We start from the raw sequence: 22,966 nt of genomic DNA on the forward strand, positions 1-22,966 counted from the left end.
GTTTACGTTTATCCCCGCCAGATGCACTGTCCTGATTTGGCAACTAGGTCTAATCTTTCTTCATGCCTTACTAGTTCATCGGCAGAAGCAGCGATCACTTTAAGTGGCGCTCGATTAGCATCTAATCGTTGGATGCCACCCGCTTCTTGCCCAGGCTTATCACTGCTGAGGTCAAACTTGGTTTGCCCCCCTGTCATGACCAAATAGACGTCAGCTAAGATCTCGGCATCGAGTAATGCGCCGTGAAGGTCACGTCGAGAGTTATCAATACCATATCGCTTACATAGCGCATCTAGGTTGTTCTTTTGCCCTGGATGTAAAAACTTAGCAATATCGAGGGAATCGAGAATTTGACAAATGCTGTCGGTTTTCGGGCCGGTGGGATTTAATAGCGAAAATTCGTGGTCCATAAACGCGATATCGAACGGCGCGTTATGTGCGACAATTTCAGCACCATCAATAAATTCAAGAAACGACTGAGCAATCTCATGAAATCGTGGTTTAGTGGCGACAAATTCGTTAGTAATACCATGAACCTCAATCGCCTCTTCATCAATCAACTGCATCGGATTAATGTATTCATGATAATGGCGGCCAGTGAGTTTACGGTTAATGACTTCAACACAACCAATTTCAATGATCCTGTGGCCAACAAAAACCGGTCCAGCCCCTTGGTTCATACCTGTGGTTTCTGTATCTAAAATAACCTGTCGCTTTGCATTAGAGATTAAATTCATGACTTTACTATACGATTAAGTGAAAATATGACGTTATTGCCAACATGACGCTATGGTAACAACTTGATGAGCGGACTGAAACAACTCTCTATTTATACCGATGGTTCTTGCCTAGGTAACCCAGGTCCCGGCGGCTATGGTGTAGTCATGCGCTACAAACACCACGTTAAAGAGCTCGCCGATGGATTTAAACTTACCACCAACAACCGCATGGAGCTGCTAGCCCCCATCATCGCCCTTGAAGCGCTGCATGAGCCGTGCAACATTACCCTGACCAGCGATAGCCAATATATGCGCCAAGGTATCACTCAGTGGATACATGGTTGGAAACGCAATAATTGGCTCACCTCAACCAAACAACCAGTCAAAAATGTCGACTTATGGCAACGGCTTGATGCGGCGATTCAACCACATCAAATCGACTGGCAATGGGTTAAAGGCCACTCTGGTCATGCTGAAAATGAGCGTTGCGACACCTTAGCCCGCCAAGCTGCTGAAGCAAAACCGCAACAAGATGATGTCGGCTATCTACAGCAGATCTAGTCTACCTCTGATCCCATACCCGATTTCTCGCAAAACTCGACAAACGCATCAGATAATGTCGTGCGTTGTCGACTTTTGTGACGAATCAAATAAAACTGCCGACTTAGGGCTAACCCTTCAACATTAATCACGGCAAGCTCTTTACGATTAACCTCTTTTTGCACCGTTAGTTCTGACAAAACGGCAAGCCCAGCGCCCTGTTTCACCGCTTGTTTAATGGCTTCAGGAGTAGAAAAACTAAAGCGTTCTTGCACGCGAATATTGAGCGCATTGGCGTTACGAATAAAGTAATCTCGGGTGCCAGAGCCGGCCTCTCGCATCACCCAAAATTGATCATTTAACTGCTCAGGTTGTACCGTTTTACCCGCTAACGGGTGCGCTGGATGACAAAACACCACGAGCTTATCGCGATGCCAAGGCTGCACCTTCAAGCGACTATCGACGCAATCGCCCTCAATAAACCCTATTTCGCTGCGAAACTCCAATACCGCATCAATGACTGCATGGGTATTGTCGATATCTAAATCTACCTTTACCCCAGTATGTTGCTGACAAAATGCCACCGACTTTTTGGCTAATAAGAAGTTACCTATGGTGGAGCTAGCGGCCACATTTAAAGTGCCATGCAAACTCTGCTCAGGAGCATTAAATAGATGTTCTATCTGCTCTACTTTTTGAATGGCTTCGGTCGCTAACGGCAGTAACAAACTGCCTTGAGAATTTAAGCGTAGCTTATTGCCAATGCGCTCAAATAAGCGTGCATCTATCTGCTTTTCTAGCTCTGCCAATGCCATCGAGGTGGCCGGTGCTGATAAATTCATTTGTTGCGCGGCTTTTGCCACTTGGCCTGTCCGCGCGATGGCTTCAAATATCGCCAACTGCTTTAACGTAATTCGCATAAATGAGATCAGTTATCTACTTTTGCATGTGTATTTCGACCCGCTGTTGGTGCCGTCGCCCAGTTAGGCTGGCGCACTTTCTGCTTTTCCTGAATCGGGGTCAATGGACTTTCTAACTTACGCGCCACAATGATGTACACTGAGCCGCTACTTGGCAGCCAAGCTTCAAGGGCATGTTGCCAAATACTGCCAACATGAACCTCAGTCATTAAATGGTGATACAGCAATCGCTCATCGGCCAAGACTTGATAGCCTAATAACCCCAACCAATCTTTTACCCGTGATGGGCGAAAAAAGTGGCCACACCAAGGTACTTTGGTTTGATAAGCGGGAAAGAGTTTGCCAGTAAATACCGGGCTTAAAGGGTTAAAACCAATAATAAACAGATAGCCGCCCGCGATTAATACTCGGTCTGACTCGCGCAGTAATTGATATGGGTCACTATCAAATTCAAGCAAAAAACTGCTGACAATCGCATCGATACTTGAAGATTGAATCGGTAAATGATGATAGTCACCAACGACAGACACCAAAGATTTCGGCGCTAAGGAAAACTCTTTGCCAATCGGTAATTGTGGCTTTTCTATTTGTTGGCTTAGCGGGCCTATACTCAACATATGATAACCAAACACTTTCGGCCACCAAGGCGCTAACCGCTCTTCAATCGATTCTTGGATGACAATGCCATTAGGTAAATCCTGCCAACAGATGGCGGGATGCGCGTTGCTTATTGTCAATCCTGCCTCCTGTTTAACATATCCAATAACCTTGCCATGACTGCTTTTATTAAATAGCTAAAAAGCTATACAAGCAACCGCTTTGCTCAGTAAACTGATCTTCATCAGCTAAAAAGCGTGACAAAGGTGAACAATGCTTCAAGTGACTCCCATTCCGGCCTTCAATGACAACTATATTTGGTTAATTAACATCACCAAGTCTAATCGATATTATGTTGTCGATCCTGGCTGTAGCGATTCGGTCATTAACTACCTCAGCCAGCAACAGATCCAGCTAGACGGTATCTTAATCACCCACCATCACCAAGACCACACCGGAGGCATCGCTAAACTGCAAGCTTACAGTGCCACTGAGCTTCCAGTATATGGCCCTAGCAGCGAAAAAATCAGTGGTATAACCGAGCCTATTGATGTCAATACCACACAAATTGATCTTGGGGAGGACCTTAAGGTGCAGGTCATGCACTTGCCTGGTCATACATTAGGTCACATCGCTTATAAACTGGCTAATCACGTATTTTGCGGTGACACCTTGTTTAGTGGCGGCTGCGGGCGTTTATTTGAAGGTACAGCAGCACAAATGCATGCCTCATTAAGTCAACTGGCCGGCCTTGCGGGCGATACCCTGTTCTACCCCGCCCACGAGTACACCCTCAGCAATCTAGCGTTTGCAGTCCAAGTTGACCCAAGTAACCAAGCATTACAACGCTTTCAGGCCAGGTGCCAACAGCTAAGGCAACAACAACGCCCTACTTTACCGACTAGCTTGCCAGATCAATTAGCAATTAACCCATTTCTTCGTTGTGATGACGATAAGATCCAAGCCTCACTATCACAGCATTTTCAGACAGAAATCTCGGATCCCGTGCAGGCTTTCGCGTTATTACGGCAATGGAAGGACACAGCCTAAGAAATGCTTTACAATGCTCGGCTAAACTAAGTCCCCCGCGTGTACATAAACGCGACAGAGAGGGACACCATTGAGGAAAATATTTAGATGCGCTTACCTATCTTGTTTATCACAGGAGGAGTCCTGCTGCTAAGTGGTTGTCAAACATCACCTGAGCTGCCAGCTGAACCCCAAGCTCCTGTGGTTGTTACGCCACCTAAAGTCACCCCAACCGTTGAAATCGAACAACCTATCGCCGTAACTGACGTCTGGCAGCGTATTCGTCTTGGTTTAACCATGCCAGTGCCAGATCAAAAGCTGGTCAATCAATATCGTGATTGGTATATCAAGAATCCACAACATCTTGCCCGGGTATCTGAGCGCGCCAAGCCTTTCATGTACCTGATTGTTGAAGAAGTTGAAAAGCGTAACCTACCCATTGAGCTTGCGTTATTGCCGATTGTTGAAAGTGCATTCGATCCGTTCGCCTACTCCCATGGTGCTGCATCAGGTCTTTGGCAGTTTACCTCGCCAATGGCCAGACACTTTGGCTTAGAAATGAACTGGTGGTATGACGGACGCCGTGATGTCCCCGCTGCCACAGTGGCTGCAATGGACATGATGGAATATCTGTATGGTCGCACCGGTGAAAACTGGCTGTATGCTATCGCGGCTTACAATACCGGCGAAGGTCGAGTGAACAATGCGGTACGCAACAACAAGCGTAAAGGTAAATCCCATGACTTTTGGTCACTAAGATTACCTACTGAAACCCGTCGCTACGTACCGCAACTGCTGGCTCTTGCTGACGTGATTCAACATGCGGATAAATATGGTATTGAACTTGCCCCTATTGCCAATGAACCGCAATTGGAAGTGGTCGATATTGGTAGCCAAATAGACCTAGCTCTTGCCGCTGATATTGCCGGGTTAACAACTACCGAATTACATCAGCTCAACCCAGGTTATAACCGTTGGGCCACAGCGCCAGATGGGCCACACAAGCTGGTGTTACCGATTGAGAAAGCTGCGGCATTCAAAACCGAACTGGCCAAAACCGACGCTAAATCTCGCCTAAAATGGCAACGTTACCAAATTAAATCAGGTGACAGTTTGGGCGTTATTGCCCAAAAATTCCATACCACGCCATCAGCGTTAAAAGCAGTCAATAACCTCAATGGTAATACCATTATTGCCGGTAGACATTTATTGATACCAGTCGCTTCGCAGGATCTTAGCGAATATGACCTTAGCGCGGATCAACGACTAACTAGTCAACAAAATCGCCAGCGTAAAGGGGTTAAAATTGACTACCACGTTAGCTCAGGCGATTCGCTGTGGAAAATTGCTAAGGACCACAAAGTCAAGGTAAGCCAACTGGCAAGCTGGAATAATATGGCCCCTTCCGATCCGCTACGGGTTGGCCAGAAAATGGTAATTTGGACCCAAGGTGCAGCAAATAGCCAAGGTGTCACTAGAACCGTTAATTATACGGTGCGTTCTGGCGACTCGTTAGCACGTATTGCCTCTAAGTTTAAAGTCAGAGTGGGCGATCTTGTTCGTTGGAACAGCTTAGATCAACAAAAATACCTGCAGCCAGGACAAAAGTTAACGTTATACGTGAATGTCACCGGTAATCGCGTTTAACCGCTAACTGACGCCTATTACGGGTTAACTCACGCACCTTAACCCCTTAAAGCTCGTAATAAAAAAGGTTGCCCATGGCAACCTTTTTTGTCTTTGGTTTTGGTCATTTAAGTGACTTTACGCTATCGTTTTATTCTACTACCAATCAGCATAAAGCTAGCGCTAAAATCCACCTAGCTTTTTAAATAAGCTGTCTTTGAGCTTATCAGTTTCCTGCTTAATTTTAGAATCTAGCAATGCTGCGGTATCTAAAGCAAATTTTGGCTCAGTAAAGCTACCAGTAATAGCAAATGGAATTTCCACACCATAGAGAGCATCACGCTCTCCGCCACCTTGGCCTTCAAGGGAACCGACGACAGAAGTAGTTAACGAATAATTAATCGATTCATTTAAAATATTCGCACCACCTTTACCCGCTAAACGAATTAACGGTGATGCCATCTCGAGATCTGGGTTGTTCAACTGGCCATTAGCCATTGTAAAGCTGCCAGTTAAGCTGGTGAAATCGGTTTTCTTTTCTTCATTATTTTGGCTGGCAAAGTCACCTGACATTTTTGCCTGTGCTTCACGGATCATTTGCGGAATATTCACACCGTAAAGTGCACCATCTTCAGCCGCAAACCGACCTTTGGCATTTAAGTTTCGCTTGATGTTATCAGCGATTAAACTTTTGCCACTACCAGTTAATTCAAAATTAGTGACACCAGCGAGCATATCGATTTCAGCGGCATCAACTAATAATGGCCTAATTTGTACCCCTTTGATTTGCTTATTAAACTGATATTTTGCCACTTTACCTCTACCATCAAGTTTCGCTGACGCTTGAAGCTTACCCTGATATAAATCAGCGCTTAGTTTATCTAACCCAAGCACGCCGTTGTTTAATGACACGTCCATTAGCCAATTTTCTGTGGTTAAATTGCTCACCTTAATTGACTTAATCGTCATCTCAAACGTGCCATTCACCGCCTTAAGGCCACTTAAATCGGGCTCGACTTGCGCGGTATTAATTTGTGTTGTTTGTTTTTTATCGGCTTGGCTATCAGCTTGATTATCGGGCATGCTAGCCAAAATACGATCAACATCCATTGCACCGACATCCAATTTAGCATCAACCTGCGGCACCTTACCGCCATAGGCAACTTCAAGTTTACCACTAGCTTCAATATCATCCGCCTTGAAGGACTTAAGCTCAACACTGGCTTTTTGCTGCGTCACATTGACCTTCATATCGGTAGTAAGGTCTATATTCATTTTGCCTGCGGGTATCGATTTACCATCGACCGTGTTTTTAATGTTCAGGCCAACAAGCTCATACTCAGTAAAGTCATTGGTTATTTTCACTTTACCTTCACCTTGGCTTGTTACCAGCATATCTGGTAACTCACCTTTAAATTCATAGGTTAAGTCAGCAAACTCATTAAGGGTAAATTGGCTTAAACGTAAACTTGCTAGCTCAAATATTTGACGTACACCAGTGACTTCATCAAAGGTTTTCACTGTTGTATTAGTAATATTGATGCCACCGATATCTAATGAGGCTAGTGCTACCCCACCAGATTGTTTAACTTCTCCCGTGTCAGCCGGCTTATCAGTGGTTTTGCCTTCACCCGCTAAGCCATCAAAGCTACCGCGGCCGTCTTTATAGGTCTCTAAATTGACTGTTAAACCATCTAAACTGATCTGTTCAATCTCAACTTGCTTACTCAGCAATGGCATCAGCGCAACTTCGGCGATAATTTCATTGACCGACAACATATCTTCGCTAAAGCCAGATGGATTCGACAAGGTAATTGCGCCAAGCTTAATGCCAACCGAGGGGAAGAATGTCCAATCTAAATCATCTTTAATCGTCAAGGTGCGACCGGTTTGCTCTTTGACTGCATTTACGATTTGCGGTTTAAAATCATTAGGGTCAAAAATCAGCGTTAAATAAGCCGCTAAGGCCACAAATACCAGCAGCACTGATATTAAAATCCACTTTACTACTTTCATACTTGAATCCATCCAAAAGATTGACGAGGGTAAACAATGTTAGCTTTAACATAAGCATAGCCGTTGAGGTTATGCCTGCCTAGGGTCAATTGAGCTTTCACAAGTAAATTTTGGTTGATACAGACCTACTAGGTAAGTTTGATGATTTAACACCTACCAGCCTTTTGCCGTTTAAAAGATTGCTCTTCTCCTATGACCACCATTAGCAAGCCGCTAGATCATAGCGAGTGTTGATGACAACTGGGTGACTTAAACGACAAACTCTAGGCGGCATTTAACTTGGTTAACGCTTAAATAGCCAAACCGAATTTAAATTTGCTATTTATATAAAAATATAAATTCTATGCTATATTTTCTATTTACAACCTGGTTAATTTATTGATATACATTGTCAACGGACGTTTAAATTATTATATCCGCGAGAACACTGAGCCTTTCTAAATATGAATAGAAATTATGACGTAGAACATGCATTAGCTGCATTAGACAGTTACGGCTTAAACAAAAAGAATACCAGCTCATTATCAAATGCCCGAAATAAAGAGCAAGTGATTAGTTATTTACGTGATCAAGATTTTAGTTTAAGAAGAATGTTAATACTGCAAGAGAGTATTAATCAGCTTATTGATGAAAAAAAGCAATACATAATCAAACAAGAAAATGTACAAACGTTTAAGACTAAGATTATCAACCTATCTCGTCAGTACAATATAAAATATGATGACGTGTTAGAAGTCATGCAAGACCAAACCCGCCATAAATAATTGACGGGTTTGGCCACCAAGTTTATACCTTAAAGCTAGAAACTAACTGTTCAAGCTGAGAAGACCCCTGCTGGATCTGCTCACTAGAGTCGCCTATCTGCACACTTTTTTGCTGGTTTTCGAGCGAAATATCATTAATTCTGGTCACATTCATATTCAATTCGGCAATGACCGCACTTTGCTCTTCAGTGGCAGCAGCTATTTGAATATTCATATCAGAGATCTGTTTAATCGATGATTTAATCACATGCAGCGCCTCTACAACTTCTGAGGTTTCGCTGACCGTTTCACTCGACTGCACCTTAGCCCGCTCCACTGAATTATTAACATTATCAATGGAGTCTCTAATCGCATCGATAATACCGTTAATTTCTTGGGTCGACTCTTGAGTACGACTAGCCAGTGTACGCACCTCATCGGCAACCACAGCAAAGCCGCGACCCGCCTCGCCGGCTCTTGCAGCTTCAATGGCGGCATTAAGCGCCAGCAAATTAGTTTGCTCAGCAATACCGACTATCACATCAAGGATTTGACCAATTTTGGCTGAGTTAACTTGCAGCTCCTGGGCTACCACAGATGTGGTTTCCAACTCTTCAGATAACACATTGATTTTAGACACCGCACCGTCAACCACTTGTGTGGTTCTGTCCGCTTCCGTATCAGCACTTGATGCACTGTCCGCAGCCAACTGCGCATTAGAAGCAACTTCAGACGCGGCCATGGACATCTCATTAATTGCTGTTGCGACACTTTCAGTTTCGGTTTGCATACTGTCAGTGACACGGTTTGCTTGCGCTGAAATATCAGCAAGGCCGACAGCTAAGCTTCGACTATGGCCAACAGAATCCGCGACCGATGCCACTACTGACTGGATTTTACTAATAAAAGCATTGAAGCGTTCGGCGACGTCTTTGAGCTCATCGGCGCCATTTTCTTTTAGCCTTAACGTCAAATCGCCTTCGCCGCGGGCGATATTTTCAAAAGCTTGTATGGTTTGCTGCATGGGCCGCGAAATGCTCTGAATAATCACAAACAGAATCAATACCACAGGTAGCCATACTAAGGCGCCTACTAGCAAGTATTGCCAAGTAAAAGCATATTTTTGCTCTTCAATATCATCAACATAGATACCCGTACCGGTGATCCAGCCCCAAGGCTCAAAACGTTTTACCACACTCATTTTCGGACTAGGCTCAGTGGCGTCAGGACGATTCCACATATACTCGACTTTAGCTCGCTCACTGTTAGCGGTACCGGTAACCATCTCTTGAAACAATCGGACCCCGTTTGGATCTTTCATACCCAGTACATTGGTATTGACCAACTTTTTCGCAAAAGCGTGTTGTACCATCATGCCTTGGCGATCGATCGTCCAATAATACTCTTTACCTGCGTATCGAAGTTTATCCAATGCCGCAATCGCACCCGCTTTAGCTTGCTCTTCAGTCATCACCCCCTGCTGAGCTTGCTCATAAAATCCTGCAATCACCTTTTCACCCACATCGGCCAAAGAGGATAATTTTGCTTCTTTTTCTTGCATCAATAACTGTTCAATCGAAATTAATGCAAAAACAAACATGATGGCGGTAGCTAAAATAGATAAGCCCAGCATCAAAAACAGACGACTAGATATTTTTATCTTGCGAAACAATTCGTTAATAGAATCCATGGCCAGCCTCTTTTAACAGAGTTTTTATCGTTGATGTTATAAACCTTGTTCACAAAGCGGTTTTTGTCAAAGTAACAGACAATAAAATGACTTGCTTTAATGGTAATTTTCCCCCACAAGTCAGGCAGCTCCTCCTATATCCACTATATTTATAAGGTTAACCATAACGCATACAAAAACACTGATGAATTCAACCTTAGTAAAAGGCGTACTGTTAATTGCTGTCATATTTATCACTATCGTGTTGTTAAAACCGGATGTTTTACCAACTTCCCCTCAGCGTACCCCAGTGAAAATAGCCCTATCGACTACACCATTATCTGCGCCAATCATCATCGCTCAGCAGCTTGACTTCTTTAACGAGCTCGATGTGTACGTAGAGCTACAACCTATTAGAGGTGGACACCTATGTTTTGAAATGCTCATAAATGACGAAGTAGATTTAGCGACCAGTTCAGAGTCTGTGGTGATGTTCAACAGTTTTAAACGCAGTGACTTTAGTATCATCACCAGTTTTGTTGAATCCGATAACGATATAAAGCTGTTGTCCCTCAGCACTAGCCAACTTACTTCAGCCAAACAGCTAAGCCAGAAACGGATCGGCATAGTGAAATCCAGCGCTAGCGAGTTTTTTTTGCACGCGTATCTCATCATGACCGGCAACGCTAATACGCCGTTCACTCCAATCTATATGTCGCCACAGGATCTACCCTCTGCGTTGCTAGCCGGTGACGTTGATGCTATCTCAATTTGGGAGCCTTACGGCTATCGCCTACACAAAACACATCAGGATCAGATCAGTACCTTAAATACCAAAGGCAGCTATAATTTGAGTTTTAATTTAATCGCTAAAAAACAACATCGCCTAAGTAATCAGCAGATGAAAAATATATTGCTCGCTTTACAAAAGGCTAGCCAATATATCGCTACTAAGCCCGAAGAAGCTAAGGAGGTGATTAGCCAATACCTCAATATTTCACAGCAACAACTAGACTGGGGATGGAATGATTATATATTTCGTTTATCCCTCAATAGCGCCTTGATTTCAAATTTACAAACCCAAGCAAGATGGGCAAAGGCAGCAAACCTTGTTAACGATAAACCGCTGCCTGATTATCGTGCTTTTATTGACGATAGATATTTGAATCAAGTATTACTCACTAGTAGCGCGGTGAAAAATTAACCAATGAATATTAAAAGCCAGCTAATTATCCAACTCATACTCGCTATTTTTATGTTGGTTATGATTGGCATTAATTTATTAGGGCTAAAAGAGGTACAAAGCTACAGCTATAATAAACTTCAACAGGTACTAGCAATTGAACATAGCATCGCCAGCTTAACCGGTAAACTATGGCTGCTTCAAAAATATCAAGACAATGAAGCAAAAATACAAGCAGAACAAGCACGGCACCAATTAGGTCAGCTATTACAATCTATTTCTCTTGAACATCCCCAAGAGCAAATGCTGATCAACAACATTAAGCGCCTTAATACCAGCCTAAACAACTTGTTGCACCTTGCTCAAAATGCACCGACTCACACACAAGATACCAGCATACTGACTCCAACAGGCATGCTAACCGCTCGACTCAATACAACCATGCTTTCCATGGGGGAAGAGCTGACACAGCTACAACATCTCGTTATCGACAATGCTGAATCTGCCCAACAAAAACTGCTGTTTATTGTTGCTGCGACCCTCATCATTATCGCCTTGCTAGTTATCTCAATTAATGGGTTTACCTTAAGCCGTATGCGAGCAGGGCTAGCCATATTCGCTGTTGAATTTCGTAAAATGGCCAAGGGAAATTTAGACAGCAAGGTCGTTGTTCCCCATAACAACGAATTTAAAACTTTGGGCAACTACTACAATATAATGAAATCCTCACTGGCCAATATTACTCGCCGTAAAGAAGCATTAACGAACGAAGTTGCGCAGCAAGCCAAAGCTCTACAGTCTCAACATCAACAACTACAACATATTGCAGAGCATGATGAACTCACCGGCCTGTATAACCGCCGTGCATTTGAAAGTATCGTCAACAAGAGTATTTGCCGATGCCAACGACAACACCAAGGCTTAGCCCTGCTATTTATTGATATCGATAAATTTAAACTCACTAATGATCACTACGGCCACGATATTGGCGATCTAATACTGCAGCAACTTGCTGAATGTATTACTCAAGTAACCCGTAAATCAGATACCTGCTGCCGCCTTGGCGGCGATGAGTTTATCATCTGCTTAGAGCCTATCAACACGGCACAAGATTACCAAGTGGTGTTAGGTAAACTATTTGAGCAAATCAATATTGCGAGTCAAAAGCTTGCAGAAAAATACACCTGCATGCAAACCCCACCAAAATCGAACAAAAGCTTAGCTGAGAAAGTCTGCCACCGTCCTGAGTTGCAACTTCAAATCAGTGTTGGTGTCAGTTGTTACCCGCAAAACGGTGATAATTTAGCGGCGCTAATCAAACAAGCCGACCAAGCCATGTATTGTGCAAAACAGCATGCAGGCAATCAATACCAAGCAGCGCAGAGCGATCCCCACTTTGTTGCTAGCAACTTAGTCGACTCAAAGAACAAACATTTGTCGTCTTAAACACGGCGACTGGTTTGCCTAAACGGTTTAGCTTTTTTGGGCGCTGATTTTAATCGTCGCCAAACCAGTAACCCAATAAACAGTAATATGTAAATAATCGGCTCAATGATCTCTGATTTAACTGACCAATAAAAATGGATAGGTATGGCTAAGGCCAACAGATATATACTGTTATGCAGTTGCTGCCATCGCTTGCCCATCTTGCGCCTAAGCGCATTAAAGGAAGTTATTGCCAATAAAAATAGCACCAAGAAACAGAACGCACCTAACAAGATATAGGGGCGTTTGACTACCTCTTGAAACAGCAAGTCCCACGCAAATAGCAGATCAAAAGCAAAAAACGAAAACAGATGTAAACAAGCATAAAAGAACACATAAAGCCCAAGCAAACGGCGGGTTTGCATCAGTGCGCTAAACCGCCATGCTTTGGCAATGGGACTGACCAACAGCACCGCTAGCAAACAGTTTAGCGCTCCCATACCCGTAAAGTGAATAATATACTGGGCAGGATCGCCACCGGCATTGTCGGTCATCACTAATAAAGTCAGATAAACTATGGGTAACAATGCTGCCAAATGAAACAGCGTTTTTAACCCAAGTAATTGGCGCGAATTTAATCTCAATATCGACTCCAAATTTAATAGTTACGACGTAAATCAAGATTGTTATAAAGTCCGGCCACTTCCTCTTGATAACCATTAAACGGTAACGTCGCGATACGTTTGGCTGAAAACAATCCGCCTTCACCAATGCGCCTCTCAGTTGCCTGCGACCATCTTGGGTGGTCCACCTCGGGATTTACATTGGCATAAAAGCCGTATTCCTGTGGCGCCAATTGATTCCAACTGGTGGGTGGTTGCTTATCCATAACACGAATTCTGACAATAGATTTAATACTCTTAAAACCGTATTTCCAAGGTACAACTAGTCGAATTGGTGCACCGTTTTGCGGCGGTAAGGTTTTTCCGTACAAGCCCACAGCTAAGAAACTCAACTCGTTCATCGCTTCTTCAATAGTGAGCCCTTCCACATAAGGATAGTGAATACCGCCACCCATTAACCGACTCTTTTGACCCGGCATCTGCTCAGGGTCATACAAAGTTTCAAAGGCAACATGAGTCGCGCCCGCTTTAATCCCCACTTGTTTGAGTAACGACCCCAAACTATAACCCACCCAGGGAATCACCATTGACCAAGCTTCGACACACCGAAGGCGGTAAATACGTTCTTCGAGCGGCAAACTAGTGGTTAAATCCTGCAAATCCAATGTCAGTGGCTTGTCCACCAAACCATCGATTTTGAGCTGCCATGGTTCAACTTTAAATGCTTGGGCATTCTCTATCGGATCGGTTTTACTGGTGCCAAATTCATAAAAATTATTGTGGCTGATGACCTTACTTTCTGGTGTTAAAATGTCATCTGCCTTAAATGCTTGATTCTGACTAAAATCTAGTTTCTTAGTGACAAACGGATCTTGAGCTTCAGATTGACCAAACAGATCAAACAATCCCGCCTGAACATGGCCAGGTAGCGAAGCGCCTACCGCACCTAGCCCTAATGCTTTAATAATCGCTCTTCTGTCATTAAAGACTGCTTCTGGGGTGACTTGGTTTTCACTGATGCGCCAACGGGGCTTGTGTAATATTCCGCGAGTAAATTTCGATGCTGCCATGGCTAATGCCCTCGTTATTTTGTCATTACTAATTGATAAGATCGGACTTAACCCAATTTTATTTCAAGTTTTTTCATCAAATGCTTAAAGGTTATTCATACGGGGTCTAAACACTTGAAGATCACCGCCTTGCATGCCAATCTTACTGCACCTTTTTCTAGAGAGTCCGTATTCATGCCTTTTGACCTCGCATTAACCGCACCACAAATTGCTGCATTTTGCGGCATCGCATTTCTTGGATTACTTATCGGTGCCCTTCTCAACCAAAAACTCACTCGCCATCGCTGGCAACAAGTGCAACAGCAACTAGAATCTCAGCACGCAGAAGCAGTTGGCGAATTTGAGCAACAGCTCAGTCAAACCCATACCCAAATTGCCACACTCGAAGATGAAAAGCACATCCTCAGTGACAAACTAGAGCAACAGCTAACCCTGCTGGGTATGAGCCAACAACAGGCCAAAAGAGCAGAAACGTTAGAGCAGCAATTAAGTGATACCCAACGCAAACAAATTGAAACCCAGTTAGCACTGTCTAAATCCCATGCGATGGCTCAAACTCAGCAAGCAACCTTTGCAGTAGAACAACAAGCACTAGAAGATAAAATTGCCCATTTAAAAGAATCTGAGCAGCGCTTAACCACCCAATTTGAAAATCTGGCAAACCGCATCTTTGATGATAAAAGCGAAAAGCTCTCTATCCAAAGTCAAACCCAGTTAGATAAAGTGCTTGGCCCTTTTAAACAACAAATAGAAGGCTTTAGAAAACAAGTTCAAGAGTCTTATCAAGTGGAGCAAAGCCAGCGAAGTGCGTTTACCCACCAGCTTGAATCACTTAAAGCGTTAAATCTGCAAATGAGCCAGGATGCCAACAACCTCACTAAAGCACTTAAAGGTGATAACAAACAACAAGGCAACTGGGGCGAAGTCATATTAGAGCGAGTGTTACAAGAAAGTGGCCTGCGTGAAGGCCATGAGTACCGTACTCAAGCGGATTTAAAAGCCGACAGCGGCAAAAAATTCAAGCCTGATGTTATTGTCCATCTTCCCGAGAATAAAGATGTGGTCATTGATGCAAAAATGTCTCTGGTGGCTTATGAGCGATATTTTAACAGTGACGATGACACTGAAAAACAAGCAGCCATTAATGAGCATTGCCAATCAATACGCAATCACATCAAAGGCTTAAGCGTAAAGGACTATCAGCAACTTCACGGATTAAATAGCTTAGACTATGTGCTCATGTTTATTCCACTGGAGCCGGCATTTCTGCTCGCCATAGAGCACGACCCGAGTCTGGTCAGTTTTGCCCTTGAAAAAAACATTATGCTAGTTAGCCCAACTAACTTATTAGTAGCGCTGCGTACCATTAACAATATCTGGCGTTATGAATATCAAAATCAGAATGCACAACATATCGCTAAGCAGGCAGGAAAAATATACGATAAACTTTGTGGCTACATCGAAGATATGGAAAAAGTGGGCCGCGCATTAGATACCGCTGACAAAAGTTATCAAAATGCCATGAAAAAGCTCGCAAGTGGTAAAGGTAACTTGGTGAGGCAAGCCCACCAAATGCAGCAATTAGGCGTTGCCACCAGCAAACAGATTGACCCATCTATGCTAGATAGTGCGCTAGATGAAACTCAAGATGAAGCTCAAGCTAAACCCGAGGGTGAAATAATTTCTTAATATTTTATCTATGCCGATTTAGCCTTAAATCAGGCTAACCTTGACGCCTAAAGTCTTTGAAGCAATGAGAGGTTGTAATGCGTAAGTTGTTGTTTGCTTATCTCTGCCCACTGGTGCTCTGTTTGAGTATGGCGAGTTTTACCAGCAAGGCAGCAAATGACAACCTCTCAGTTGAGCAGCAGCGGTATCTTGATGCCCGCAGCGCATTAGACGAACGCCAACTCAGTACCTACCGAAAGCTGCGGGCACAATTGGATGACTATCCACTAGTGCCCTATTTAGATTTTCACGCCAATATTGACAGCATCCTTAAAATGAAGGGCAAGCAAGCTGCTAGCGCCATAGAAGCCTTTAGCGGCACCCCGCTGTATAACAGCGCGCGTTATCGCTATTTACAACGTGCTGGTAGTCAACGTCGCTGGCAAGATTTTCTCGCCGTCAGCCCACAAACACCGCGCAATAAAGTGCTGCAATGTTATTACTACCGCGCCCAAGTCAAACCAAATCCAGACATTGCTTTTGAAGGAGCCGAGAAACTATGGCTACATGGCCGCTCGCAACCCAAAGAGTGCGATCCTTTGTTTCACCAATGGGAAAAAGCGGGATTACGTACCCAAGAGCTAGTGTGGTCACGCATGTTATTGGCGTTCAATGCCGGACAAACAAGTTTATTAAAGTACCTCAGCCGTAAAATCACCCGCCATAAAGAGCCAGCCAAGCGGCTGTTAGCGGTATACAAAGATTCCCGTAGCTTGCGCCATAAAAGCCGTTTTATGAAACAAGCGAAAATTAACGCCGATATTGTCGATGCGGGACTAAGACGCTTAGCTAAAAAAGATGTCGCACAAGCGGTGACCTTGTTTGTCGCATACCAAAAAGCTGACCGTTTTACCGATTATCAAGGCCGTCAATTAGGTCGCTACTTAATAAGACGGGCGATCATCAAACAAGAAGATGGCTTGCAAAGCTTAGTTGATGAGATGCTGCCACTACTCGATTCTGATGACCTTGTCATACTTAGAATTCGTTGGGCGTTAAGACAAAACCAACTAAATCAAGTCGCCGACTTTATCGACCTACTTAGCCCAGAGACTCAACAAAAAGCGCGCTGGCAATATTGGTCGCACCGGCTATCCAAGCAGCCAAATAGCCTGAGTCAATTGCAGCAACAGCGTAACTTTTATGGCTTTACTGCAGCGCATATTAACCAGCAAGCCTTTAATATGGCTCATAATGAAACCCAAGCTAACGCTGCTATCCAAGCAACACTGAGTGATGATGCTGGGCTTAGTCGAGTCACAGAATTAATGGCAATCGACAAAACCATAGACGCTAGAGCCGAATGGCTAATGCTGCTAGGGCGGCATGACCAAGCTACTCAGGCGCAATATGGATTGCTAGCGGTTAACCAGCAATGGCATGATCTTGCTGTACAAGCCAGCATTAAAGCTAAGGCATGGAACGATATGACCATGCGCTTCCCTATGGTAGAGACACGCTTATTTGAGCAAAATGCCGATAAGCGCCGAGTCGATGTTGATGATTTACGTGCAATTGCACGCCGAGAAAGTGCCTATTACCCCTATGCAACTTCAGGTGTAGGAGCACGTGGGCTTATGCAATTGATGCCCGCAACGGCGAAAGATACAGCTAAGCGCCATAAGTTAACCTACAAGGGCCAGCGCAGTTTATATCAAGCAAAGATCAATATTCCGCTAGGTAGCGCCTATTACGCCCAACTGTTAAAACAGTTTGATGGTAATCGAATCTTGGCTGCCGCCGCTTATAATGCCGGTCCACACCGCGTTAAATCTTGGCTCAAAAAATCCGATGGCCAGTTGGATGTAATGAGCTTTATTGAATCAATTCCTTTCACTGAAACCCGAGAATATGTGCAGGCACTATTGAGTTATCGGGTGATCTACCAGTTAAAACAGGGAAAACCTGCGCAGTTATTCACTGATGAAGAGTGGCAGATGAAATATTAATTAGGTCTGCCTGGCGTGGAGATATTCTGTACTGCGGCCTAAAAAGGCCGCGTATTGCGATATATCTTATGACATTACTCTCTTAACGAGGTCAGATTTTGTTCGGTTAAACAATAATTTAAAAGAAAAGTGTCATAATCAGGGATAACCTGCTATAAATGTTAATAGTTCTCAATAACATTTAGATAATACCGACTCAATGCTAAATCTTTTGTCACTAAACATGGGATGTGAATACCAGCCACTGGTAAATGCGACAACTCAACAAGTAGCCGGATATGAAGCTTTATCACGATTTTACACCCACCAAGCTGTACCCACGCCCCCCAATCAAGTATTTGAACAGTTACATAGCCAAGATGAACAACTCGCGGTGGTCGAATACCACGCCAAACTACTGCAAATAGATCAAAGCAATCATCAACTTCCGCTGTTTCTTAACATTGACCCCCACGCGTTAGATGCTGATAAAACCGGAGCCATGCTAGATCTACTTAATTGCCGTGACAATATTACCGTGGAGATCATCGAAAACACCTGTATTAGCGACGCCCAGCGCTCTGAAAAATTGGTTAAGCAATTAAAAAAACATCACATTAAGGTGGCACTGGACGACATAGGTGCGCCCCACTCCATGTTATCTTTGCAGTTGCTCAGTTCTGTTGACTGTTTAAAATTCGATATTAGCTGGCTGCAACTGCTAGACCAAGCGGAACAAAAACAACTGTTTATCGCCTTACTAAATTATGCTAAAGCGTGTAATAAACTCGCCGTGTTAGAAGGTGTAGAAACTAAGAGCCAGCTTAATATTGCTCACGATTTAGGTGTTGATTTAGTGCAAGGTTTTCTATTTAAATCTTGGTTTATCAAACCGCATAAAACGGTGTCGCTTAAACAGATCCTGACGCAAAACTTATCACCAGCACACCATTTGCCCCTGTGCTCGGTAACCTAAATTATTCTCTGGATCATTTAGATAATCTGTCGCATAGTAAAAATACTAGTTTTAGCGAGCCTGCCTATTACCTAGGACACACTATATTGGGTTGCAGACACCCACGCCTTTGTAATACCCATAAGCGCACTCGCCAACATGAATTTAGCTTTTTCGCTAGTTAACTATAGGAACATGGATGACTCAATCAGCATTAACCACGCTTTTTAACCAACTCGCCACTGTGCTTATCGGCAAACCAGAGCAAATAAAGCTCGCTGTCAGTTGCATTCTCGCCAAAGGCCATTTACTGATTGAAGACCTTCCCGGCATGGGTAAAACCAGTCTGTCCCATGGCTTAGCCCAAAGCTTTGGCTTAAGTTATCAACGGATCCAATTTACCAGTGATATGTTGCCTGCCGATATTTTAGGCGTATCTATTTTTGACAAGACACAATCAGAGTTTGTGTTCCATCCAGGGCCAATATTCAAACAAATGGTGCTCAGTGATGAAATCAATCGCGCCAGCCCGAAAACCCAATCAGCCTTACTTGAAGCCATGGCTGAGCAGCAGATCACCGTAGATGGCATTACCCATTATTTACCCACGCCTTTTTTTGTGATTGCAACCCAAAACCCGGTTGAACAATCAGGCACCTTCCCACTTCCAGAGTCACAACTCGATCGCTTTATGATGCGGATCTCCATTGGCTACCCCAGTAAGGAAGCGGAATTTGCCATGTTAAGGGCCAATGCCGCCAGCCAATCAAGCCAAGACTTACCCCAATGTGTCACTCCGCTTGCCTTAAAAGAGATGCAGCAGCAGGTTGATGACATTTCTGTATCCGACGCCTTACTCAATTACATTTTGGCGTTAATCGAAGCATCAAGAAATTTAGATGAAGGATACGGGCTCTCACCACGAGCCAGTAAAGCGCTATTACAAGCCACCAAAGCGTGGGCCTACATTGAGGGGCGCACCTATGCGGTACCCGAAGATGTACAGGCGGTATTTGCCGCGGTTGCTGAGCACCGAATTCGCCATACCAGCCAGCAGCAAGGACAAGCTTTGTCGCAAACCTTGCTCGACAACGTCAATCCTATTTTGTAGTCATTGATATGGCAATATCATTGGGTCAACATCAGCGCACTCGCCAGTGGTTTAGCCAGTGGTTAGCACGGCGCTTACCACCGTCAAAATCAATTACCCTCGCCCATAAAAGTATCTTTATCTTGCCTACGGGTTTTGGGGTAATTTGGTTAATGCTGGTAGTACTGCTGTTTGTTTTCGGTACTAACTATCAAAACAACCTTATTATTGCTTTAGCGTTTTTATTATTGAGTGTATTTAATACCTGCATCATTTACAGCTACCGTAATTTGGCTGGAATTCAATTTGTGGCTAAACCCAGTCCACAACATTATGCAGGTGATACCTTGCTATATGCCATTGAAGTATCAGCTAAATATCAACAGTGTGATGTGCAAATTAATTTCCCCAACAACGCCACAGTAACTTTAGCCGAAGTCAATCACACCCCAAGCCAGACTTTAGTGCCGCTAGCCAATACTAAACGAGGTTATGTGCACCCAGGACGCTTAAAAGTCAGCTCTCGCTACCCCCTCGGGCTATGTCGCACTTGGTCCCATTTAGATTTAGATAACCAGCAAGTGGTATTTGCTCAACCCAAAACCTCTACCGCAGCCCTACAAGCACTGGATGATGCCAACGATGAAAGCCATCATCACCAAGGTAAATCAGTCATCGGCGTCGATGAATACCACGGCCTTAGAGAATACGTGGTGGGAGAGTCTCTTCGCCAAGTTGCATGGAAACAATGGGCCCAAGGCAAAGGAATGTTAACTAAAGAGTTTCAGCAACCTCAGGGGGCACCGCTGTGGCTGACATTAGCAATTAACAGCCCGATAGATCTGGAAACGCAGTTAAGTGAACTGACCTGGTGTGTTGATCAACTCAGCCGCAAACAGCAAACATTTGGTATCAAGTTAAACCAGCAGATAATTTCACCCAATAATGGTGAGCAGCATCGTCTCCAATGCCTAACGGCCATAGCGCTTTATGGACAAGCAAGTGCAAGGGAGCCGCTATGAAGCAGCAACAGGAGCTGATCACACGTAATAGCCAATTATTACTGCTCATCGTCAATATCGCAGTATTAAGTCCATTGTATGGCGAAATGACACCATGGAGCTTGGGGATATGCACCATCTGTTTTTTATGGCAATTAGGGATCTATTTAGGCCGAGTTGCTAAACCTCCTAAATACTTAGTCACAGTGTTAGCGTTAGGCTCTGCATCAACATTAATCTTAGTCAGTAGCCAGATTGGTATGTTAGACACACTGATTAATCTACTCACCTTAGGCTATGCATTAAAGTTTATTGAAATGCGACAGCGGCGAGATGTCAGGACTGTGGTGTTAGCCGGTTACTTTTTAATTGCGATGACCTTTGTTGAAAAACAAAGCTTATGGTTTGCCCTGCATTTAACCTTTGTGACTGCGATAAACACCGCTGTATTAGTTAGCCTCTATCGCAGCAGTGAATCGGTTAAACCAGCCACAGCCCTTGGCTTTAAAATCATTTTACAAAGTATACCGGTGGCAATATTGCTATTTATCGTGTTGCCGCGGCTGCCCCCCATTTGGATGGTGCCTAAAATCAACAGCGCAACCACTGGACTGTCTGATGAAGTGTCCTTTGGCAATATTGAGTCCCTCACCCGCTCTGCTAAACTGGCATTTCGAGCCACATTTACTGGCTCAAGACCTGTCAACGCTGAACTATACTGGCGAGCCATTGTACTGGAAAACTATGATGGCAAAACTTGGACTCAAGATAGCAGTATTCAGTCATTACAAAGCGCGCCAATTTTGGGCAGCAACTTTCGTCAAGTCCCTGAGGGAGATTACATAAGCTACGATATTATTGCTGAGCCCAGCAAACAGCATTGGCTTTATGGCTTAGATGTGGCCTATAGCGACAATAGCCAAATCATCAACATGCCAGATTATCGCTTATATAATTTCCAATCGGTGGATCAAAGATTTCAGTATACGGTGCGCAGTTATGCTAATGCGATAATGGACCCACTACTGCCAAAACCCGTGAGACGCAGTAACCTAACCTTACCCGAGGACAGCAACCCTAGAACCAAACAACTGGCATTAACGTTTAAAGCTGATTACCCAGATCCGATTGAACGTATTGATGCCATGATGACCATGTTCAATCAGCAGCAATATTTCTACACCTTGACTCCACCGCCAGTGGGGCCGCAGCAAATCGATGACTTTCTACTGGAAAACAAAGCAGGGTTTTGCGTTCACTATGCCAGTGCGCTGACCTTTATGGCTCGCACAAGCGGAATTCCAGCCCGTATGGTCACCGGCTATCAAGGCGGCGAATACAACCGCAGTGCCGGTTATGTGAGTGTCTATCAATATATGGCCCATGCTTGGGTTGAAGTCTGGTTTGAAGATAAGGGCTGGGTGCGCGTTGATCCCACGGCAATGATCGCCCCAGAGCGAGTAGAAGATGGATTTGATGCCTTTTTTAATCCACAAGAAAGTTATTTGTTAGATAGCCCTTTCACACCACTAAGGCTTCGCGCATTCCCGTTATTAGATAACCTAAGAATGTCGCTTGCCAGTATTGATTACTACTGGAGTAAATGGGTGCTTGGCTTTGATAATACAAAGCAGCAACAACTGCTAAAGGATTTACTTGGTAATATCACCCCATTGAAATTAGCGCTGTTCATTCTTGCTGTGACCGCCATAACCGGCCTTATCATTGCCTATAATATTGGCCTAATTAACCTAAAACGCAGCCAAGACCCTATCAGCCAGCGTTACTTGCAAACCTGTAAAATGCTCGAAAAGTATGGGTTTGCTCGGCAAACAGGTGAAGCACCCAGCCATTACTTACAACGTATCGCCACCGTGATGCCAGGACTTGCAGAGCCAATTAGTCAGTTTAATGAAACCTACACCGCGCTGAAGTACAAACCACTATCGGTAAACGCGCACCGTCGGTTAAGCCAGCGGCTTAAAAAACAACATCGGCTACTGAAGGTGGCCATTGTGAAACACAAAACCATTAGTAGCTGATGCTAAAAGCGCCATAGTCGGTTTATTCGAGTATTAAAGCACCAGTATCAACATAAGAATTA

The 22,966-nt window shown here is 44.1% G+C and carries 19 protein-coding genes; 12 read left to right on the forward strand and 7 right to left on the reverse strand.

Translation table 11 applies throughout. The features are described from left to right. Positions 1-8: 8 nt before the first annotated feature. Positions 9-737 (reverse strand): DNA polymerase III subunit epsilon, encoded by a 729-nt coding sequence (dnaQ, locus tag ACHUFW_RS07595; protein ID WP_394201921.1) that lies wholly within the window; start codon positions 735-737, stop codon positions 9-11. 66 nt (positions 738-803) lie between these two features. Here dnaQ and rnhA point away from each other — a divergent pair, with 66 nt between their 5' ends. Then, a complete protein-coding gene (rnhA, locus tag ACHUFW_RS07600) occupies positions 804-1,280 on the forward strand; it encodes a ribonuclease HI (protein WP_394201922.1) in 477 nt (158 codons plus the stop codon). On the opposite strand, the gene ACHUFW_RS07605 is transcribed toward rnhA, so the two are convergent. Continuing rightward, entirely contained in the window at positions 1,277-2,179 is a 903-nt protein-coding gene (locus ACHUFW_RS07605; RefSeq protein WP_394201924.1) for a LysR substrate-binding domain-containing protein, read from the reverse strand. The two genes, rnhA and ACHUFW_RS07605, sit on opposite strands and share 4 nt — an antisense overlap. A gap of 8 nt (positions 2,180-2,187) precedes the next feature. Further along, entirely contained in the window at positions 2,188-2,916 is a 729-nt protein-coding gene (locus tag ACHUFW_RS07610) for a class I SAM-dependent methyltransferase (RefSeq protein ID WP_394201926.1), read from the reverse strand. Between the two features lie 133 nt (positions 2,917-3,049). Here ACHUFW_RS07610 and gloB point away from each other — a divergent pair, with 133 nt between their 5' ends. Both gloB and ACHUFW_RS07620 read left to right on the forward strand, forming a co-directional pair. Next, positions 3,050-3,826 (forward strand): hydroxyacylglutathione hydrolase, encoded by a 777-nt coding sequence (gloB, locus tag ACHUFW_RS07615; protein WP_394201928.1) that lies wholly within the window; start codon positions 3,050-3,052, stop codon positions 3,824-3,826. Positions 3,827-3,913: 87 nt separating this feature from the next. Next, positions 3,914-5,452, forward strand: a complete 1,539-nt coding sequence (locus tag ACHUFW_RS07620; protein ID WP_394201930.1) for a lytic transglycosylase — start codon at positions 3,914-3,916, stop codon at positions 5,450-5,452. A 162-nt stretch (positions 5,453-5,614) separates the two neighbouring features. Here the strand turns inward: ACHUFW_RS07620 and ACHUFW_RS07625 are convergent, their stop codons facing one another. After that, positions 5,615-7,447, reverse strand: a complete 1,833-nt coding sequence (locus ACHUFW_RS07625; RefSeq protein WP_394201931.1) for an AsmA family protein — start codon at positions 7,445-7,447, stop codon at positions 5,615-5,617. A gap of 443 nt (positions 7,448-7,890) precedes the next feature. Here ACHUFW_RS07625 and ACHUFW_RS07630 point away from each other — a divergent pair, with 443 nt between their 5' ends. After that, positions 7,891-8,211 (forward strand): hypothetical protein, encoded by a 321-nt coding sequence (locus ACHUFW_RS07630; protein ID WP_394201932.1) that lies wholly within the window; start codon positions 7,891-7,893, stop codon positions 8,209-8,211. A 22-nt stretch (positions 8,212-8,233) separates the two neighbouring features. On the opposite strand, the gene ACHUFW_RS07635 is transcribed toward ACHUFW_RS07630, so the two are convergent. Further along, positions 8,234-9,880 carry a methyl-accepting chemotaxis protein gene (locus ACHUFW_RS07635; protein ID WP_394201934.1) on the reverse strand — a complete coding sequence of 549 codons (1,647 nt, stop codon included), beginning with the start codon at positions 9,878-9,880 and terminating at the stop codon, positions 8,234-8,236. 184 nt (positions 9,881-10,064) lie between these two features. Here ACHUFW_RS07635 and ACHUFW_RS07640 point away from each other — a divergent pair, with 184 nt between their 5' ends. Both ACHUFW_RS07640 and ACHUFW_RS07645 read left to right on the forward strand, forming a co-directional pair. After that, positions 10,065-11,063 (forward strand): ABC transporter substrate-binding protein, encoded by a 999-nt coding sequence (locus tag ACHUFW_RS07640; RefSeq protein WP_394201936.1) that lies wholly within the window; start codon positions 10,065-10,067, stop codon positions 11,061-11,063. Positions 11,064-11,066: 3 nt separating this feature from the next. Continuing rightward, the gene (locus tag ACHUFW_RS07645; protein ID WP_394201938.1) at positions 11,067-12,488 is read left to right on the forward strand and encodes a diguanylate cyclase; all 1,422 of its coding nucleotides are present in this window, start codon (positions 11,067-11,069) and stop codon (positions 12,486-12,488) included. On the opposite strand, the gene msrQ is transcribed toward ACHUFW_RS07645, so the two are convergent. Both msrQ and msrP read right to left on the reverse strand, forming a co-directional pair. After that, positions 12,485-13,114 (reverse strand): protein-methionine-sulfoxide reductase heme-binding subunit MsrQ, encoded by a 630-nt coding sequence (gene msrQ, locus ACHUFW_RS07650; RefSeq protein WP_394202258.1) that lies wholly within the window; start codon positions 13,112-13,114, stop codon positions 12,485-12,487. The genes ACHUFW_RS07645 and msrQ overlap by 4 nt on opposite strands. Before the next feature lie 11 nt (positions 13,115-13,125). Further along, on the reverse strand, positions 13,126-14,160 hold the full coding sequence (gene msrP, locus ACHUFW_RS07655; protein ID WP_394201940.1) for a protein-methionine-sulfoxide reductase catalytic subunit MsrP: 1,035 nt from the start codon (positions 14,158-14,160) through the stop codon (positions 13,126-13,128). A 174-nt stretch (positions 14,161-14,334) separates the two neighbouring features. Here msrP and rmuC point away from each other — a divergent pair, with 174 nt between their 5' ends. The 6 genes from rmuC to ACHUFW_RS07685 all read left to right on the forward strand — a co-directional run bounded on the left by rmuC (position 14,335) and on the right by ACHUFW_RS07685 (position 22,904). After that, positions 14,335-15,849: a DNA recombination protein RmuC gene (gene rmuC / locus ACHUFW_RS07660; RefSeq protein ID WP_394202259.1), complete on the forward strand. Its 1,515-nt coding sequence runs from the start codon at positions 14,335-14,337 to the stop codon at positions 15,847-15,849. Positions 15,850-15,926: 77 nt separating this feature from the next. Then, positions 15,927-17,837 (forward strand): transglycosylase SLT domain-containing protein, encoded by a 1,911-nt coding sequence (locus ACHUFW_RS07665; RefSeq protein WP_394201942.1) that lies wholly within the window; start codon positions 15,927-15,929, stop codon positions 17,835-17,837. Between the two features lie 199 nt (positions 17,838-18,036). Beyond that, a complete protein-coding gene (locus ACHUFW_RS07670; protein ID WP_394201944.1) occupies positions 18,037-18,792 on the forward strand; it encodes an EAL domain-containing protein in 756 nt (251 codons plus the stop codon). A gap of 178 nt (positions 18,793-18,970) precedes the next feature. Then, positions 18,971-19,882, forward strand: a complete 912-nt coding sequence (locus ACHUFW_RS07675; RefSeq protein WP_394201946.1) for an AAA family ATPase — start codon at positions 18,971-18,973, stop codon at positions 19,880-19,882. 8 nt (positions 19,883-19,890) lie between these two features. Beyond that, entirely contained in the window at positions 19,891-20,883 is a 993-nt protein-coding gene (locus ACHUFW_RS07680; protein ID WP_394201947.1) for a DUF58 domain-containing protein, read from the forward strand. Next, the gene (locus ACHUFW_RS07685; protein WP_394201949.1) at positions 20,880-22,904 is read left to right on the forward strand and encodes a transglutaminase TgpA family protein; all 2,025 of its coding nucleotides are present in this window, start codon (positions 20,880-20,882) and stop codon (positions 22,902-22,904) included. Before ACHUFW_RS07680 ends, ACHUFW_RS07685 begins: the two co-directional genes overlap by 4 nt. The last annotated feature ends 62 nt before the right edge of the window (positions 22,905-22,966 follow it).

It is taken from the genome of Shewanella waksmanii (assembly GCF_043643685.1).
Classification (GTDB): Bacteria; Pseudomonadota; Gammaproteobacteria; order Enterobacterales; family Shewanellaceae; genus Shewanella; species Shewanella waksmanii_A.